The following is a 16,581-nucleotide window of genomic DNA, read 5'->3' on the forward strand; positions in this document are numbered from 1 at the left end:
AGCTTCGTAGTTGTTTGATCATTTCTGTTAACTCCCTTAGTCCAAGGATAGGTAACTTATAGATGCTTCTCTGTCTTTTGCTTTATTCTCTGTATATGAAGCTTGCGAACCTCGGCATCGGTGATATTAGCTTGAACCAACTGATTGTATATCGTTTGGACCTGCGCTGCGGAAATGGGGGATTCTGGAGTTCCCGTCTTCAAACTGATCAGCTTTCTAGAGATAAACTCACTTAGTTCCACATCATAGACAACCAGCTCGTCTGAGTGGATTTTCCGAAGCTCCGGATCTATGCCGAATCGACATCTCATCGTAAATGAAACCATAGAGACAAATTTCACTGCCGCTACACCCTTTATCAGACTCTCGATGGCCTTGATATGTCCATAGTTTTGTTTCAGTGGATTATACATCTTGTAACGGTTGCTCACTGACCATTGTTGATCCGTTCGTCCACCTTTAATCTCACCATTGTAGTTCTTCGTTTCAATGACAAATAAGCAATACGGGGAAATAACGATATGATCAATCTGGCTGTACCCAGTTCGGGACTTTGGATTAGGGATCAATAGATCGCTTAACGATTTACACTCCTTAGGTAGCTGGTCAAGTTGGATATTGATTTTATGCTCGCCCAGCTCTCCGATTCGTGTGGGAGCTACCTTTGGTTTCGATTTGGGAGTCGTTGGCTTGCGCACAGCTTGAGTCGGCTTAGGGTCGGATTTTTTGAAGAGAGACAATAGCGCTTTAAACATAGTAAAACCTCGCATCCTCTAGATTTACAATATATAGGTTATTCGACAAATGGGAATGTATCCCTTTCAAACATATACATAAGAAAAAGACTGTCGCATGGACAGTCCCAAAATAAAGTATGCGTTTATCCCCCTTGGTTCCAATAACTACGTGCTTTTCCGGCAGCCACAGGGCATGCCTTAGTCTGAGAGAACTGAAGGAGCAGTTAAGGCGTTAGCAGCTGCATTCCATGCTTAAGTCCTTGGAGATATAGACGTTCATAAATTACGGATTGCTTTAAAAAAAGCTTATCCTCCCAATACTCAAACTCTGGCTTACGTGCAAAATCCATGGAGGAAAACAACGCTTGAAAAGCTTTGTGCTCTTCTTCAAAAGAACGTCTATATAAAAACATTCGAATTTTATAACGGCCAATATATTTTTCTTAAAGGTATTAATGTCCGTGTCTCTGAATCAAATTGATCATAGTATTGCGTTACTAATTCCGCGAGCAGATCCAAGTCTATTAACGATAAAGGGATATTAGATCTTTCCGCTTCATACTTCGCTTCCTTTGTGAATCCGCCAGTAGATACGTAAATACCCCGATCCCCTACCCTTAATCCTCCAGTAAAACTACGTATTTGATTAGATCCCATACTGCCTGAACGGTGCTTTACTTCCACTATAATTCTGGGTTCTTCAAGCCCTAGACCATCTGGGGATGCAAAAACATCTCTTCCCCGATCCGGCCCTTTGGGTGATATTCGTGTTTTGTAGCCCATTCCTCTTAGGATGCCCGCAACAAGTTCCTGCATCTGCTCCCAGTCTAACTTAGCAATCTTATCTTTGATAAATTCATTGGACTTCTCAATGACGTCTTCCTTGATCAGCTCTAATTCTTCCGCTTCTTCCTCCGTCTCAGCTTGCACAGACTCTATGGGTTGACTTGGTTGATTACCTTCTGTCTGTCCGGTTACCATTTGCTTGAGCAATTCCTTCTGAACCTCATTCGGGATAGAGATAATAGTCATTATGGAACCAAGAGTATTCCGGGCGCTCGCCGTCAAAACATCTCTAGATACCGTTCCCTCCCAATCTAATCTGCGAATATGGGGTTTATCCGTAATATAATTTGGCTTAAATTCATAATTAGACTTGATTCTTCCTATGTAATAGAGACGCTCTTCAGGATTATAGGTGATTACTTGGTCGTCTATTTTAAATTCACTTACAAAACGAAAAATCTGGCCAGCAGTAATATTAATCTTACCCTCTTTATATCCAGGATACCCTGCCTTCAACAGCTTCTTCATCTCTTGTAGTGTACTTACCGCACCGATATCTCCCAATTGGGCCCAACCTATCGCCACAGCTTGCTTTTCTTTAAATTCATTAATAAGATAGGCCCTTTCCCCCGCTCGAACAAGCCACATATTTTTCATAGTGAATCCCCCTTTATTTTCTGTACATGAAGCTTGCGAACCTCAGCATCTGTGATATTAGCCTGAACCAACTGATCGTATATCATTTGGGCTTGCGCCGCAGAAACAGGAGGTTCAGGAGTTCCTGTTTTCAAACTGATCAGCTTCCTAGAGAGATACTCACTTAGCTCCACATCATAGACAACCAGCTCGTCTGCGTGGATTTTCCGAAGCTCCGGATCTATGCCGAATCGACATCTCATCGTAAATGAAACCATAGAGACAAATTTCACTGCCGCTACACCCTTTATCAGACTCTCGATCTATATTGCTGCTGATATGAAAGATCTTTATGCCACTATGAGCCGGATTAACAGTGTATTCCTCTCAGGACTGCTGCTGGCTCTGGCGCATACGATCACGCATCCGATCAAGGAGATGACCCGGCATGCGACGGCAGTGGCTGAAGGTCGCTTCAACCGTAAAATACCGGTATTCGGCAATGATGAGATTGGCCAGCTAAGCCAGGCCTTTAATTATATGACAGGCCGGTTACGGGAAGCTCTGTCTCAGAATGAAGAAGAGAAGGAGAAGCTGGCCTCCATTCTGGCGAATATGAGTGACGGTGTGGTCGCCACTGATTTTCACCAGCTTTCGAGTCATCTATGAACTACTGCCCCTTTTATTATGTAAGCCCAGAATGCAACAGAAGCAAAGAGCTATATCCCACAATGGTATAAATAAAATCCGCCTTCTGACAATCTATCAGCAAATGAAATCATCTTTTCAAATTGCTTAATAATCTCATCCCGATTATAAACTAACTTTTCATAATGACCCGATTGTGTATTACCTTCGACCCTAACAAATTCTCCAGTAAGTTCTAACACATTCGATGAGTTCAGAAATAAGTCTCTCCAAGAGGAAAATATACTTTTTAAAGTGATGGCAGAATTCTTATCAAAAAGGGTCACGCCATGATAGTTTATCCCTGCACTCATCGGTGCTTCATGTAACGCTGGATTTCTACTTGGAATCCATTTTAAGGTATCAATAATGTACAGAATAATGTCATCATGAATTACCACACAATCGATAACTTCAAGGTTATTTTCTCTATTCATCCAAAAGCGTTCCACATCAATTGTAATAGGAATCAGATAAAACTCATGTTCTAATGCCATCTAATCCTTCTCTCTTGTTATTTTTCTTTATTCATATAAACCCATCCTCAGGTTCACCAACATTAAACCCTAATGTTTTTGTTGCCTCTGATTTAAACCTTTCAATCCAAGAACTCCAATCACTCTGATTCATCTGTGCATAAAATGATAATCCACTCGGCTCAACGGATGCCTCAATAAACACAGCTTCATCCTCTTGCCCAAACCAATATGGAATCCCATTTCGATACCCTATCCAACCAGGCATAGATTTATAGATATCAGCAACCTTATCCCATACCTCATCAGGCAGATGGCCCCATATATTCAGATTGCAGTTATGAGAGTGTACTCCCTCCATCTTCCTTCCCCTTTCGTCCGCAACTTCCAACTAAACTTCTTTCCCATCGTACCATATCCTGGAATCCTATTCACTGAAGGGAGGGCGATCCCTGTTAACTTCTCTGTCGTTTACTCCATCCGAAACCCCTCATTCGCTTCCACGGTTCAAATCCCCACCATCCCCCTTCCCCACTCGTGATCAGCATCCTTGAGGTCATCAACGGCGCAAATCATCAGGCAGCTAAATTGCCTGGCGCTCGCCAGGTGGAGATTCCCTCAATTGGAACAGCCTTCCCTCCGTGGCATAGTCTCTTTGTTCTAAATCAACCTGTCTTTACGAAAACCAGCTGTCAAAAAACGCCATGCAGCCTTTCTGTTTGTCAGCCAGGCGATTAGCGCACCATTCTTGGTGTTGCTGAGTATTCTTGGTATGAAAAATTTGGCGACCGTGTCAGGCTTGTCTGCTAAGATATTAAATACCTTTTTGAACTTTTCATCTGCGACGACCTCAGACTGCCCACCGTCGGGCGTTTTGGTGATAAAATCAGTCAGCATCATGCCTGGAGATAACCGCCCCGCTATGATTCCTGTACCCTCCAGCTCCTTAGAAAGCCCTTTCATAAAATACGTTAATGCGTGCTTAGTAGTACCGTACAATATGGTCTTCAGCTGGATCATGTTGTTGGAGCCTAGACCCTCCATGCTGTATACCGCGCCATGCCCCTGTTTGATCATCCCCGCTGCCGCAACTTGTGAGCCATATATCATGCCTGTAATATTTGTGTTTATAACATTTTCCGTGTAAGCTTCGCCCGTTTCCCAGGCAAACAAGTGCGGCGTGTTCTGCCCCGCGTTATTGATCCAGATATTTATCTGGCCCCATTTATCCAAAGAGGCGTCCCAGAGGTTTTGCAGGCTTGCCTTTTTCTGAACGTTGCATGGGACATAGATGTATTTCCCCTTAAAGGGCGAAAGGGTTGCCTCAGCCGCTTCCGGTAACAGGTCTCCTCTGCCGGACAGTATAACATTACAGCCTGCTTGCAGAAATTCCGTTGCCATAGATAACCCAATCCCTCGGGTGCTTCCTGTTATCACTACATTTGTCAAAATAAGTCCTCCTTCACCTTAAGTGGAGCTATTCCTGAACGGGCTAGGCGTATCATTTTCTAAAGTATTTCTATACCTTTATGCTTTCTCCTTTATCGATCCTTATCTTTCACGAAAACAACTATTCCGGGATAAAAATAAAGACGCTTCGAGGGGGAATCCCGAGCGTCTTTCTGCCTTCTTTTAGTTGCATCGAATAGAATAGAATAAGATGTGGCTGGAATGTAATCTCTTAATTTTTACCGCCATACCCCTTATAAGTAGCATAAACGGCATCTGCATATTGATCTGCCAGAATCGGACGGCCGTATGAATCTGTAGCGCCTGGATACCAGTTGTCCCCACCGTTATAGTGTAGCAATCCGTTATATATATTTCCGAACCTGACAATCTTCCCATCCAAAATCAGTGCACCCATGCAAACTTGATCCTGTTCACTGCTGTGATTATAGGCGCGGCCAAATTTGGCGCTGAATTGAGATAGATAGGCATTGCGTGTGTTGGGTTCTACCTGCATCAATCCGTCACCGGCTGATGGACTGCCCGGCAGACCTGCTCCAAAGCTGCTTTCCTTTTTGATCACGGCACTCAGCAATAAAGCAAAATCTCCGCCTTTACCGAATTGATTGTCTACATTCATTACATAGGTCCATATGTGGCTGGGAACCTCGGAAGGCTTGGTTACAGAAGTAGGGGGTGAACCCGTATAAATCTTAACCGAAGACATCTTGTCATTGACCGTGTCGCCAACCCAGGATGAATCTGCAGTATAGGTCCATTTGGTTCCTCCAAAGTTATCATTCTCATATACTTCAACCGTCCAGCCGCCAGGGACCTTGAGCGAAGACATCCAGTCATTCGGAATTCCTGAAGCATTCAGCTGAGACAGTACATAATTGCCTACTCCAAGGGTTACTGCCTTTCCACCATAGTTGATATCTGCATAGAATGTGACTCCGTTTGTTGTTGGGGGTGTTGTTGGTGTTGGTGTCGGTGTGGGTGTTCCTCCGCTCTTCCACAGAGCAGGAACATTAGGCGGCTCCCAGCCTACGAGGGAAGTATGTGCCTGAAGACAGGTATAAGTACTTCCACTATAGGTTACTGTATCATTTACTGCATATGCCGTATTTGGAGCCCATGCTCCTCTGGTGGCAGCGTGTGCCGGCGTTAAGGCTGTGAAGAATAGGGATAGAAATACTGCAATTACTACCAAAAGTGATACGGCTCTAGCTGAAACATTTTTATTCAATCTCTTAAACCTCCTTAAATTTTATTTATCCGGGTCTCGCCCATGAGACGATCCACAAAGCATTATATTTTATTGTCATTTTTGAAATTAATTCCATAATGGATAAACTTCAACGGATTGCCGCCATAACAAATAGCCCCACTGACATCCACCGCCAGCAGAGCTATCAAAGCTGATAATATTCCATGGAATACCGTTCCTAAGTCAAACCATTCTCTTACTGGTGCTGCATCGCATTTCACTTCACAACGTCCCCTGCCGCAACTCATAAAACCACCGCACAACCGGATGCTTCAACTCCATCTTCTCTGCCATACCTACAATCCGCTTTTTCCCAACCCGTCGATCCATCAATGCCAGAATATTGAGTACCATATCACTGCTCTCCAAGCTCTGCTCTATAGGAGTAGTCAGAAACTTATTAGCCACCACGATAAAATTCGATTTAACGAGTGCAGCCTGGGCTGCCATTAGCTCTTTGGCGTGTTCTGTACTTTTCCTGCTTCTGGCCATTACGATTAGGCGATCCTCTGGCACTGGCCCCTTAGTGGCTTGTCTGACCGCTTCAATGTCGCCACTAGTGATAGGAATTTGGATATCCGGATCATTCTTAATGTCCAGCTCCGATTGATACCATCTAATAGGGTTTGTCTTATCACTCATGTTGAGTACGTTCTTTTTATCTACCGAGATATAACAAATCCCTGATTTATCAGGCAGATAACGGTAACCCGGTGCACGGTATTCTACTCTTCCCTCTAACGCAGGACTAAGAAAGCCCTCCAGTTGTTGCTTCAGTTTGCTCCAGGACATGTGATCCCCCTCCATATACAAACAGATGAACGGTTTGTTGGCCCCGGTTACTCTCCCTCTCCATTCAGCTCGATCCTCTTATATTCTACGTTAATTTTCCCACAAAAAGAAAAGGGTAATCCTTTCATGTCTCTTAGGACATCAATAGGATTACCCCCGCTTTTGAAAGGATACTAAATTAATTCTGACTTTTGAAGAAGCCGCTTCACGATCGTTGCGACCTCAGCTCTAGTCATGTAGTCTTTTGGTGCAACCTCTGTGCTGCTTCTTCCCGATACAATGCCAGCCTGTATGGTGTCAGCAATACTGCTCCGTGCCCAATTGGAAACCTCGGCCATATCAGCATAAGGACGAAGTGCTGCTTCTACCGATGGAGTAGATAGCTTTGCTTTTAAATTCGTGATCGTCATCGCTTTGGCAATAATCACCATCGCCTGTTCGCGGGTAATTTTGTCGTTCGGACGGAAGGTTCCATCTTCAAACCCGTCGATCAAGTGATATGCCTTAGCTGTATTTATGGCATTGTTGAACCAGTCTGCAGCCTTCACGTCCGAGAAGCCACTCACACCATTCTCCATCTTGATCCCCAGTCCACGAACGATGATCGCTGCAAATTCAGCTCGTGTAACATCTTGTTCGGGATTGAACATGCTGTTTCCTGTGCCTTCAACCACCATTCTTGACCCCATGTCGTTGACATCAGCTTTTGCCCAGTGGTCCGAGACATCACTGAATTCAAGCGGATGCCAGACAATCGAATAGGTACTATTCGTCAAGCTGTTGACCTTGGCGTAATATTTACCGTCGATTGTAACTATCTTAGTGGGTACATGACGAACTGTTCCGTCCGGTTCAACTACAACGCCTGTCGTAATCTTATTAGGATCAATTCCTTCTGGAATAGCGATAGTGCGTTCTACATAAATATTAAATTTAGATACTTCAACTGTTGTACCAGAACTTGTTGCTCTCACTGTAAAATCAAGGGGTGGTGCTACCAAAGTAAACGATCCATTTGCTGCCGCATCCGCTACCTTTTTCATACTTTCTGCTGTAGGCACTGCAATTTCAATCTGAATGGTGATATCCTTCAGTGCAACTGCCTTACCAACTTGATTGGAGATCGAGTCAATATTAATTTGCTGTGCGGGCAGGACGTACGTTCCCCGATCCGTTTTCATCTCTAATACAGCCTGTTTATTCTCCATATTTTTAACCATTTGACCATTCAGTTCGCCTACAATTATGTCGGACTTCACATTAACCGGAATGGTTACAATCGCATTTAGGCCTTCAGAGACAAGCTTGTCGTCCAGCTTTTTCTGGTCAATGGTAACTGTCGTCACCGTTTGATCATTTCGGTTACTTGTTGTTGCCGTTCCCGCATTCTCCACCTTACCGTTAACGAGCACATCAACGCCTGTTCCGGTCTGTGGTGTTGGTGTTGGTGATGATGTTGGAGCCGGTGTTGCTGCTGGTGCTGGTGTTGCTGCTGGTGTTGCTGTCGCTGTCGCTGTTGCTGTCGCTGTCGCTGTCGCTGTTGGTGTTGGTGTTGGTGTTGGTGTTGGTGTTGGTGTTGGTGTTGGTGTTGGTGTTGGTGTTGGTGTTGGTGCCGTTGGGATAACAGCATTAGATGCACCAGAAGGTACACTACTGCCCACTCCATTAATCGCCTTCACCGTAAAGGTATAACTTATTCCATTGGTTAAGCCTGTTATTGTAATCGGACTTGCAGTTCCGCCCATAACTACGTTTCCCGGTGAAGCTGTCACTTCGTATCCCGTAATTGCCATTCCACCATTATCGGTTGGGGCTGTAAAGCTAATTACGGCTTGCCCATTTCCAGCAACTGCTGATACATTCGTCGGGGCCGCTGGAATCGTAGCTGTAGTTACACTTACCGTATTCGAGTCCCCCGCATTCGCCCCGCCTGTGACTACCAATCGGAAGTCATAGTCTGTTGCTGCGGTGAGTCCCGTCACGGTCGCTGTTCCCGCATTCGCTACAATGGCACCCGTCGTCGCTGTGGTCCAGGTATTCGCTCCGGCTGGCGACTGCTGAATGATTACGCCTGTCGCTCCACCTGCTGGCGTCCAGCTAAACGTTGCGCTCGTGCTTGTCTTCGCTGTGCTTGCAAAGTCGGTGATTGGTTCTGCGTCAGTCGTTACATTTGCCGTGTTCGAGTTCCCCGCATTCGCTCCGCCTGTCACTACCAGCCGGAAATCGTAGCTCATTGCCGGACTTAATCCCGTCACAGCAGCTGTTCCCGCATTCGCTGCAATGGACCCCGTCGTCGCTGTGGTCCAGGTATTCGCTCCAGCTGGTGACTGCTGTATGATTACACCTGTCGCTCCATTCGCTGCCGTCCAGCTAAACGTTGCGCTCGTGCTTGTCTTCGCTGTGCTTGCAAAGTCGGTGATTGGTTCTGCGTCAGTTGTTACACTTACCGTGTTCGAGTTCCCCGCATTCGCTCCGCCTGTCACTACCAGCCGGAAATCATAGCTCATTGCCGGACTTAATCCCGTCACGGTCGCTGTTCCCGCGTTCACTGCAATGGACCCCGTCGTCGCTGTGGTCCAGGTATTCGCTCCGGCTGGCGACTGCTGAATGATTACACCAGTCGCTCCACTCGCTGCCGTCCAGCTAAACGTTGCGCTCGTGCTTGTCTTCGCTGTGCTTGCAAAGTCGGTGATTGGTTCTGCGTCAGTTGTTACACTTACCGTGTTCGAGTTCCCCGCATTCGCTCCGCCTGTCACTACCAGCCGGAAATCATAGCTCATTGCCGGACTTAATCCCGTCACGGTCGCTATTCCCGCGTTCACTGCAATGGACCCAGTCGTCGCTGTTGTCCAGGTATTCGCTCCGGCTGGCGACTGCTGAATGATTACACCTGTCGCTCCACTCGCTGCCGTCCAGCCAAACGTTGCGCTTGTACTCGTCTTCGCTGTGCTTGCAAAGTCAGTAATTGGCGCTGCGTCAGTTGCCGCACTTGCCGTGTTCGAGTTCCCCGCGTTCGCTCCGCCTGTGACTACCAGCCGGAAGTCGTAGCTCATTGCCGGACTTAATCCCGTCACGGTCGCTGTTCCAGCATTCACTGCAATGGCACCCGTCGTCGCTGTGGTCCAGGTATTCGCTCCGGCTGGCGACTGCTGAATGATTACACCTGTCGCTCCACTTGCTGCCGTCCAGCTAAACGTTGCGCTCGTGCTTGTCTTCGCTGTGCTTGCAAAGTTGGTAATTGGCGCTGCGTCGGTCGTCGCACTTGCCGTGTTCGAGTTCCCCGCATTCGCCCCGCCTGTCACCACCAGCCGGAAGTCGTAGCTCATTGCCGGACTTAATCCCGTCACGGTCGCTGTTCCCGCATTCGCTGCGATGGCACCGGTCGTCGCTGTGGTCCAGGTATTCGCTCCAGCTGGTGACTGCTGTATGATTACACCTGTCGCTCCACTCGCTGCCGTCCAGCTAAACGTTGCGCTCGTGCTCGTCTTTGCTGTGCTTGCAAAGTCAGTAATTGGCGCTGCGTCAGTTGTTACATTTGCCGTGTTCGAGTTCCCCGCATTCGCCCCGCCTGTGACCACCAGCCGGAAATCGTAGCTCATTGCCGGACTTAATCCCGTCACAGCAGCTGTTCCCGCATTCACTGCGATGGCACCCGTCGCCGCTGTGGTCCAGGTATTCGCTCCGGCTGGCGACTGCTGAATGATTACACCTGTCGCTCCACTCGCTGCCGTCCAGCCAAACGTTGCGCTCGTGCTTGTCTTCGCTGTGCTTGCGAAGTCAGTAATGGGTGCTGCGTTAGTCGTCGCACTTACCGTGTTCGAGTTCCCCGCATTCGCCCCGCCTGTCACCACCAGCCGGAAGTCGTAGCTCATTGCCGGGCTTAATCCCGTCACAGCAGCTGTTCCCGCATTCACTGCAATGGCACCCGTAGTCGCTGTGGTCCAGGTATTCGCTCCGGCTGGCGACTGCTGTATGATTACCCCTGTCGCTCCACTCGCTGCCGTCCAGCTAAACGTTGCGCTCGTGCTTGTCTTCGCTGTGCTTGCGAAGTTGGTAATGGGTGCTGCGTCAGTCGTCGCACTTGCCGTGTTCGAGTTCCCCGCATTTGCCCCGCCTGTGACCACCAGCCGGAAGTCGTAGCTCATTGCCGGACTTAATCCCGTCACAGCAGCTGTTCCCGCATTCACTGCAATGGCACCCGTCGTCGCTGTGGTCCAGGTATTCGCTCCGGCTGGCGACTGCTGAATGATTACACCTGTCGCTCCACTTGCTGCCGTCCAGCCAAACGTTGCGCTTGTACTCGTCTTCGCTATACTTGCAAAGTCTGTAATTGGCACTGGAACAACTGCGCCGTCAATCACGATATTATTAATCCCGTGCCAACTTGGAGTACTTGAATACAGAAGGACTTTATCTACGTTATCAAAATTCTCATTCAGGGAGACATTCTTGGCTACATATCCATCCATCATCTCATCTGTTTGAAATGAAGCATTCGCAACTATAATCCCGTCGCGGTATCCAACTACGGCAATTGTAATCGGAGTCATCTCACCATAATTTGAATACAGGAAACCATTGATCTGAAACTCTGCTCCATCTGCTGATTTTATCCCCATTCCTTTCCAGCCATTATTACTTAAGTCAATATCATAGCTTGAAAGTGCATTGAAAAAGTCATGCGCATACGAATCTCCATGTACTAATGTCTTTGGAATTATTGTTCCGTTAGTATCGCTGATATTAAAAAATTGTAAAGTAAGGTTAGGAATATTATACGAACCTCCATCGCCATCCTCAGCAATCCCGTCGTCCCATATGCCTGCGTTAGTTTCAGTCGCGTTAAAAGTCACTGTTGATGCCGCTGCGGATACAACCCCCATCATTTGAAAATTAGTGAGTCCTCCAGATAGAATGAGCATACAAAGGAGCAACATCAATGACTTTTTTAGAAATTTCATAGTATTAATAGATATCCGTCCTTTCATAGTTAACTAAGTCTACAGTTTCGACATAAAGCTTTGTGTTCCTTTAAATTTTTTATAAAAATTTAGATAATTCTAACGCTGAGTAGGCGATCTTATGTTATTAAGACAGACCATTCTGTGAAAAAGTAAAAAGAGCCAAGGCTGCTACAGCCCTGACTCTATTATTTAACTATTTACCTCCGCTGGCAGAGCTTCTCGTAGAGGCGTTCCGAGTACAATGCTGAATATACAGCAGCTTAATCTCCAAGTTCCTCCGCCCCGTCCTGCTCCCTACTCCCAAACTCATCAAGCAGCGCACGTACTTCACCAGTCGACTTGGTGTTCATTAAGCTATTTCTTAACTCACTGGCCCCGCGGAATCCGCGGACGTAGATTTTGAAGAATCGCTGAAGCGGGCTGAACGAACGTGGTGCCTGTCCTGCGTATTGATCATAGAGATCCAGATGCAGCCGCAGCAGATCAAGCAATTCCTCACTACTGTGCTCCTTAGGCTCCTGCTCAAAGGCAAACGGATTTTGAAAAATACCGCGCCCGATCATAATCCCATCCACACCGTACTCTTCAGCGAGCTTCAGGCCAGTCTGACGGTCGGGAATATCCCCGTTAATGGTCAGCAGGGTATGGGGGGCCACCTCATCACGAAGTTTCTTGATCTCCGGAATCAGCTCCCAGTGGGCATCTACTTTGCTCATTTCCTCTCTGGTGCGCAGATGAATGGACAGATTCACAATGTCCTGCTGCAAAATATGGGTTAACCAGCCGCGCCATTCGTCGATGTCCGTGAAACCGAGCCTTGTTTTGACACTTACGGGCAGTCCCCCGGCTTTGGCGGCCTGAATGATCTCCGCTGCGAGTTCAGGACGGCAGATCAGGCCGCTTCCCTTCCCGTTCTCTGCTACATTCGCTACAGGACAACCCATATTAATATCAATTCCCCGGAAGCCTTCCTCGGCCATACCGATGCTCATCTGCCGGAAGTATTCCGGCTTATCTCCCCAGATATGCGCTACAATGGGCTGTTCATCTTCTGTAAAAGTCAGACGCCCGCGTACCGCATGGTGCCCCTCCGGGTGACAATAGCTCTCTGAATTCGCAAACTCCGTAAAAAACACATCCGGTCTGGCAGCAATACTTACGACATGACGAAACACCACATCCGTCACATCCTCCATGGGCGCCAGTATGAAAAATGGCCGTGGTAAATCACGCCAAAAGTTATTTGTCATATTCAAAACCTCTCTATTTATACCGGGACAACTCTTTATCCCGAAGTAGTAAACTAACCTGTAAAACAAAGTATATCATAACCCCGTGAGAAGCATGCGCAGCCAATAAATGTGCATCTTTTGAATTGCAATTATATAGTTATTTTCAGGGATTGCACATGGTAAAATAAAGAAGAATTTACTATTAGGTAAATTCAAATTCGGGCGATAAAGAAGGAGAATACACATGAAAATATGCAGTGGCACTGCTCCGTGCAAGGTCTGAACCGGACGAAACTGCACGGAGCGGATTACAGTTCGTCCGTTCGGCTTTGCACTTTCATTGAATCGTTAAGAATTCTTTGAAAGAGGAGCAGAGTCATGATACAAACATTTAAAACGAACATCAGGGAGCTTCGGACTTTCCTGATTTTATGGATTACACAGTCTTTTTCAGCACTGGGTAGTGCAATGACCGCCTTCGCCTTGGTGATCTGGTCTTATCAGCAGCAAGGGTCAGCTCTTACCAGCTCGCTTTTGACCATCTGTTCTTACGCACCCTATGTCCTGCTGAGTATCTTCGCAGGTGCACTGAGCGACCGGTGGAACAAGAAGGCCACCATGCTGATCAGTGACAGCTTTGCTGCACTTTGTACCATTACGGTCCTTATTCTACTGATAACGGGTACACTCCAGATTTGGCATCTGTATTTGATCAATACCTTAACTGGACTGATGAACACTGTACAGCAGCCGGCGTCGGATGTAGCGATCAGCCTGTTGGCTCCGCAACAACACTACCAGAAGGTTAGCGGGATGCGCTCCTTTTCCAATTCGCTGGTTACCATACTGACGCCTATACTCGCCACTTCAGTGCTTTCATTTACCAGTATCCGGGTTGTTATTCTGTTTGATCTGATTACGTTTGCCACGGCATTCATGGCGCTGCTATGCTTTGTCCATATCCCGCCAGTTCCAACCCGGAGCAGCGCGGGAAGCGAGACAATATTACAATCTGCCCAAAGCGGCTTGCGGTATCTCCGGGACAACCGGGGCATCCTGGATTTGATCCTTTTTTTGGCCGTGATCAATTTTACCGCCTCGATCTTCAATGCTGCCCTGCCCGCAATGATGCTCTCACGTGTTGGCGGCGGCGAGTTCGCGCTGGGTATGGTCAACACCGTTACTGGGATAGCCATGATGGTCGGAAGCCTTTCGGTTGCTATTCTACCGCCGCCTAAAAGCCGGGTTCGGGTCATTTTGAATTGCCTGCTTTTCTCCATGAGCTCCGAGAATTTCATCCTTGCCTTCGGCAGAAGTACACCTGTGTGGTGTTTGGGCGCCATCCTCGGATGGGTATTCATTCCTGTGATGAACGCTAACATGGACGTACTTTTCCGCTCCACAATCCCGATTGAGATGCAAGGGCGTGTCTATTCGGCGAGGAATACCTTACAGTTCTTTACCATTCCTGTGGGATATCTGTGCGGTGGTGTGTTGGTTGACAGGGTGTTTGAACCCTTTATGGCCGTGCAACCGATAGACAGCCTGTGGGTCGCACTAGTCGGAACAGGAAAGGGCTCTGGAGCAGCCTTGCTATTTCTTGCGATCGGAATTTTTGGCGCATGTTCTTGCCTGCCGTTCCGGGCGGATAAGCATATCTGGAGATTGGAAGAATAGTATCTTCATTTCCAACTGCAATTAGCACAAGGTAGCTTATAACAGCTGCCCTGTGCTTTTTATTATCCTGCTATATCCCAGGTATCTGCCAAATGTGCACAGGGTGCTTGCCGGAGCCGCCTTAAAGAACGCAAAAAAAAAGCAATGGTTCGGTTCCATCGCCGTGCTTTTCGTTCCTCACTCATTAAGTTTGAATCGTTATCGTCGTCCGATAACCTTTCCTCTACTTTCATTATAACGCTTTATAACAATGATTTGTAGACTACTCTTTTGGAAATTCCTAACTTATACTGTTGTATACAAATCCAATAAAAGAGGTGTATTAAAATGGAGGACAAGAAAGATGTCTTGGATATGGGGCCATTTTTCCACGGGACAAAAGCCGAATTAAACATTGGCGATCATTTAGAACCACAACACTTATCGAATTACCAAGATAAAAAATCCAACCATATCTATTTCACAGCAACATTAGAGGCTGCTAAATGGGGTGCCGAATTAGCGGCCTCTACATTGAAAGAAAGAATTTATATTGTAGAACCATTAGGTGAATTTGAGAATGACCCGAACGTAACGGACAAAAGATTTCCCGGGAACCCGACACGTTCCTATCGATCTAAATCACCACTGAAAATCGTAGCTGAATTAAGTGCGTGGGAAAGACATTCCGATGAACAAATCAATCATATGATGACCTCCATAAACAAGCTGCATGAACAAGGGAAATTCGTAATTTACGATTAAGACAGATTATCTCCGTTTAATAAGCCAAACCCAAATGGGCAAATGGTAACAACTTACTTCTCATTTCTATAGACCAAAAGTCTTCTAAAAAATCTGCATGCTTAATTAACACTTCGTCTAATTCATTCTTGTTGTTACTTGAATTCATATCATCCTTGTGTATTCCTAAAGCTTCTTGATAATACAAATTCACATACTGTTCAACATTAAATAATACCTCTCTATAGAAATTAATATCTAATAATTCTGATTCCTGATAAATCGTTTGATCATCATTCAATATCTTGTAAGCATTCAGAGCACACCTGACAAAATAATCCTGTCTTGTTCTAAGCGGCAAATATTTAGAACTCAGATAGTCTCCCGGTTCTCTCTTTCGTCCCAATCCCATAATGCTAAATGTAATACATGAGCTAATAATTACCAAAATCAAGGAATGAATATGGTGCTTAAATAGATCAGGAATAATCTTATTGTAGGCTTCGATGTTTGGTGAAAAGGTGAACTGACCTATTATTCTTGTAGCAGCAAAAGCATCTGCATCCATCTCGAGTACTTGACTCTCTAAAGGAGGTAATTGATTTTCACTTGAATTCAGGAAAAGGGATAATCCCTGGGCTCCTGTTCTAAAAGACTGATAATAATCTAAATGGCCATTATAAATATGGCCTAATTCGTGGAAAATGATTAATCTTGTCGAGATTGCATGCATTAAATCTAAATATAAGTTTGCCTTTTCACTGTTATATGTCTTCTCACCGCCAGAGATGATCCTATAGAAATTAATGTTCTCTTTGTACAATAATGTGTTTAAGATATGAAATGTTTTCTCGAAGACCTCAGAATTCATTTTCAATTTATAGGTTTTATCATCAAATACGCTACTATTCGCGTTAAATTCCATACTATCTACAATGGCATAGTTTATATTTAGCTCGTTCCCCTTAAAAGCCTTTAAATCTTCATTACAATAATGAACTGAACCTTCAATATGTTCATAACAATTTTCCTTATACTTTTCAGAAAGCATACAATTTATCTCCCTCTAACTATTTAAATGAAACTTTCCAAGGATATTATTCTTAATTGATAAATTTCGGCATTTATCTCTATAAGTCCTCCAAGAACTAC

General features: G+C 45.9%; 13 protein-coding genes and 1 pseudogene. 3 read left to right on the plus strand and 11 right to left on the minus strand.

Annotation, left to right across the window (positions count from 1 at the left end):
* Positions 1-56: 56 nt before the first annotated feature.
* Both AC0MA3_RS22715 and AC0MA3_RS22720 read right to left on the minus strand, forming a co-directional pair.
* Positions 57-755, minus strand: coding sequence for a nuclease-related domain-containing protein (locus AC0MA3_RS22715; RefSeq protein ID WP_474657905.1), 699 nt, complete (start codon positions 753-755; stop codon positions 57-59).
* 402 nt (positions 756-1,157) lie between these two features.
* Positions 1,158-2,180 carry a restriction endonuclease gene (locus tag AC0MA3_RS22720; RefSeq protein WP_474657906.1) on the minus strand — a complete coding sequence of 341 codons (1,023 nt, stop codon included), beginning with the start codon at positions 2,178-2,180 and terminating at the stop codon, positions 1,158-1,160.
* 297 nt (positions 2,181-2,477) lie between these two features.
* Between AC0MA3_RS22720 and AC0MA3_RS22725 the strand changes: the two are divergent.
* Positions 2,478-2,801: pseudogene (locus AC0MA3_RS22725) on the plus strand (HAMP domain-containing protein); the annotation flags it as partial.
* 77 nt (positions 2,802-2,878) lie between these two features.
* Here the strand turns inward: AC0MA3_RS22725 and AC0MA3_RS22730 are convergent.
* The 8 genes from AC0MA3_RS22730 to AC0MA3_RS22765 form a co-directional block, all read right to left on the minus strand.
* Complete coding sequence (locus AC0MA3_RS22730; protein ID WP_474657907.1) at positions 2,879-3,343, minus strand: hypothetical protein; 465 nt, start codon at positions 3,341-3,343, stop codon at positions 2,879-2,881.
* A 31-nt stretch (positions 3,344-3,374) separates the two neighbouring features.
* The gene (locus AC0MA3_RS22735; protein ID WP_474657908.1) at positions 3,375-3,683 is read right to left on the minus strand and encodes a hypothetical protein; all 309 of its coding nucleotides are present in this window, start codon (positions 3,681-3,683) and stop codon (positions 3,375-3,377) included.
* A gap of 299 nt (positions 3,684-3,982) precedes the next feature.
* Complete coding sequence (locus AC0MA3_RS22740) at positions 3,983-4,771, minus strand: SDR family oxidoreductase (RefSeq protein ID WP_474657909.1); 789 nt, start codon at positions 4,769-4,771, stop codon at positions 3,983-3,985.
* A gap of 232 nt (positions 4,772-5,003) precedes the next feature.
* Complete coding sequence (locus AC0MA3_RS22745) at positions 5,004-6,020, minus strand: carbohydrate-binding protein (protein ID WP_474657910.1); 1,017 nt, start codon at positions 6,018-6,020, stop codon at positions 5,004-5,006.
* A gap of 62 nt (positions 6,021-6,082) precedes the next feature.
* Positions 6,083-6,262: a hypothetical protein gene (locus AC0MA3_RS22750; RefSeq protein WP_474657911.1), complete on the minus strand. Its 180-nt coding sequence runs from the start codon at positions 6,260-6,262 to the stop codon at positions 6,083-6,085.
* Position 6,263: 1 nt separating this feature from the next.
* Positions 6,264-6,833: an SF0329 family protein gene (locus AC0MA3_RS22755; protein WP_474657912.1), complete on the minus strand. Its 570-nt coding sequence runs from the start codon at positions 6,831-6,833 to the stop codon at positions 6,264-6,266.
* 173 nt (positions 6,834-7,006) lie between these two features.
* Positions 7,007-11,719 (minus strand): fibronectin type III domain-containing protein, encoded by a 4,713-nt coding sequence (locus AC0MA3_RS22760; protein WP_474657913.1) that lies wholly within the window; start codon positions 11,717-11,719, stop codon positions 7,007-7,009.
* 338 nt (positions 11,720-12,057) lie between these two features.
* A complete protein-coding gene (locus AC0MA3_RS22765) occupies positions 12,058-13,047 on the minus strand; it encodes a tRNA dihydrouridine synthase (protein WP_474657914.1) in 990 nt (329 codons plus the stop codon).
* 360 nt (positions 13,048-13,407) lie between these two features.
* Here AC0MA3_RS22765 and AC0MA3_RS22770 point away from each other — a divergent pair, with 360 nt between their 5' ends.
* Positions 13,408-14,706, plus strand: a complete 1,299-nt coding sequence (locus AC0MA3_RS22770) for an MFS transporter (RefSeq protein WP_474657915.1) — start codon at positions 13,408-13,410, stop codon at positions 14,704-14,706.
* 327 nt (positions 14,707-15,033) lie between these two features.
* Complete coding sequence (arr, locus tag AC0MA3_RS22775; RefSeq protein WP_474657916.1) at positions 15,034-15,450, plus strand: NAD(+)--rifampin ADP-ribosyltransferase; 417 nt, start codon at positions 15,034-15,036, stop codon at positions 15,448-15,450.
* Positions 15,451-15,466: 16 nt separating this feature from the next.
* Here the strand turns inward: arr and AC0MA3_RS22780 are convergent, their stop codons facing one another.
* Positions 15,467-16,480: a hypothetical protein gene (locus AC0MA3_RS22780; RefSeq protein WP_474657917.1), complete on the minus strand. Its 1,014-nt coding sequence runs from the start codon at positions 16,478-16,480 to the stop codon at positions 15,467-15,469.
* Positions 16,481-16,581 lie beyond the last annotated feature (101 nt).

The organism is Paenibacillus sp. LS-5 (assembly GCF_056121505.1).